This is a genomic window from Vibrio sp. Vb1337 (genome assembly GCF_033338715.1).
GTDB classification, from domain to species: Bacteria; Pseudomonadota; Gammaproteobacteria; order Enterobacterales; family Vibrionaceae; genus Vibrio; species Vibrio alginolyticus.
The window spans coordinates 1-1,409 of record NZ_JAWOTD010000103.1; the positions used below are offsets into that span (position 1 = coordinate 1).

Consider the following 1,409-nt stretch of genomic DNA (forward strand, 5'->3'; position numbering starts at 1 on the left):
TGGATTCAACAATCTTCAGAGTTTCTTGGTGTAAAGCTCAGCACGCTGCTGACTCATGTTTATGGAAGCATCCCAGAGCAAGTCGATATCGGCAGTTTAAACAACTATCACTCCACCTTATCTCGCAAAGATATTGTTCGTTATCAGCCAATTTTGGCGTACCAGCAAGATCATCATTACATCAAAGTGAGAAATAAAGGCCCTTACTGGGTGATATACCCTCTCAGTCAATATCCTGAATTGGATCACAATGAATATCATGCCCAAATGGTGTGGCAAGTTAATGAGATGAAAATAAAACAAAAATAATGAAGTTATCAGAAGCTTACCCAATTAAACAAAAAAATTATTCGACGACCAGCAAAATGCTCCTTTTGGTTTTTGCCACTTCTTTATTGCTCGCAAATGTCATATTGCTCCAACAAACTCGGGTCTTAGCGCAAAGTTTTACTGATGAGCAAAAACAAGCGACATGGTTTTTATTCCAGTTATCGAAAGAACTTTCTGAGCTCGTCAGTGAAGCACGTCGACTGGACGAAAATGTTTTAAAAATAGAAGGTGCAGAACTTCAGTATGAGCTTGCTTGGAGCCGTTTTGATTTATTAATAAATAGTAAAGACGTCTACACCTTTTTTTCTCGCAATCACATTCAGCAATATTTTTTGCAACTGTTTAATGAGTTTAAAGAGTTAGAACCACTGTTGGTGGAAGCCAAAACCGGCGACAGCCAAGCGGCAGCTCAGTTTTATCGCGCCACTCAAACGCTGTATTTAAACTTGGTGGAGTTTGTGAACCAGAACTTTCGCTTAACCAGCCAAGTGTACGAGACACAAAAAGATGAAAGCCAACGATTGATGAAAGCGCAATACATGCTGTTTGCCACTTTCGTCTTGTCGATTTTGTCGCTGACTTACTTCTTCTACAGAGAATCGCACTTCCATCGTAAGCTGGCGTTGAGTGACCCCCTTACTGGCCTTGGCAACCGAAATGCTCTGTTTGTCACGTTGAGAAATAACACCCGCAACCGAACGGCTTTTTCTTTGTGTCTGTTGGATCTAAACGGGTTCAAAAACGTGAATGACACGTACGGCCACCAAGCTGGTGATACGGTGTTGTGCGAAATTGCCAAGCGATTGAAAGACATGAATATTGATAGCTTCAGTACCTATCGGATGGGTGGAGACGAGTTTGCTGTCGTGATTGAGTCCTCAGACGTCGATGCAGAGGAGGCGAAAAAACACATCCATTCCGTGTTTGATACTCCGGTTCTAAACGCGAACAACGTATCGTCACTGTCGACCAGTATTGGCGTCGCGCACTACCCAAGTGACAGCGATAATGTTGACTTTCTTATCAGCATAGCGGATAAGCGCATGTACAAAATGAAATTTCAACGTTAAACGGTATTT

The 1,409-nt window shown here is 42.1% G+C and carries 2 protein-coding genes; both read left to right on the forward strand.

Features of this window, described 5'->3' with window-relative positions; all coding sequences use genetic code 11:
- Positions 1-309 (forward strand): oxidoreductase (locus tag R7E42_RS24215; protein ID WP_318073120.1); only part of this gene is annotated, 309 nt, incomplete at its 5' end.
- Positions 309-1,400, forward strand: coding sequence for a sensor domain-containing diguanylate cyclase (locus tag R7E42_RS24220; RefSeq protein WP_005464959.1), 1,092 nt, complete (start codon positions 309-311; stop codon positions 1,398-1,400). The genes R7E42_RS24215 and R7E42_RS24220, both read left to right, overlap by 1 nt.
- The last annotated feature ends 9 nt before the right edge of the window (positions 1,401-1,409 follow it).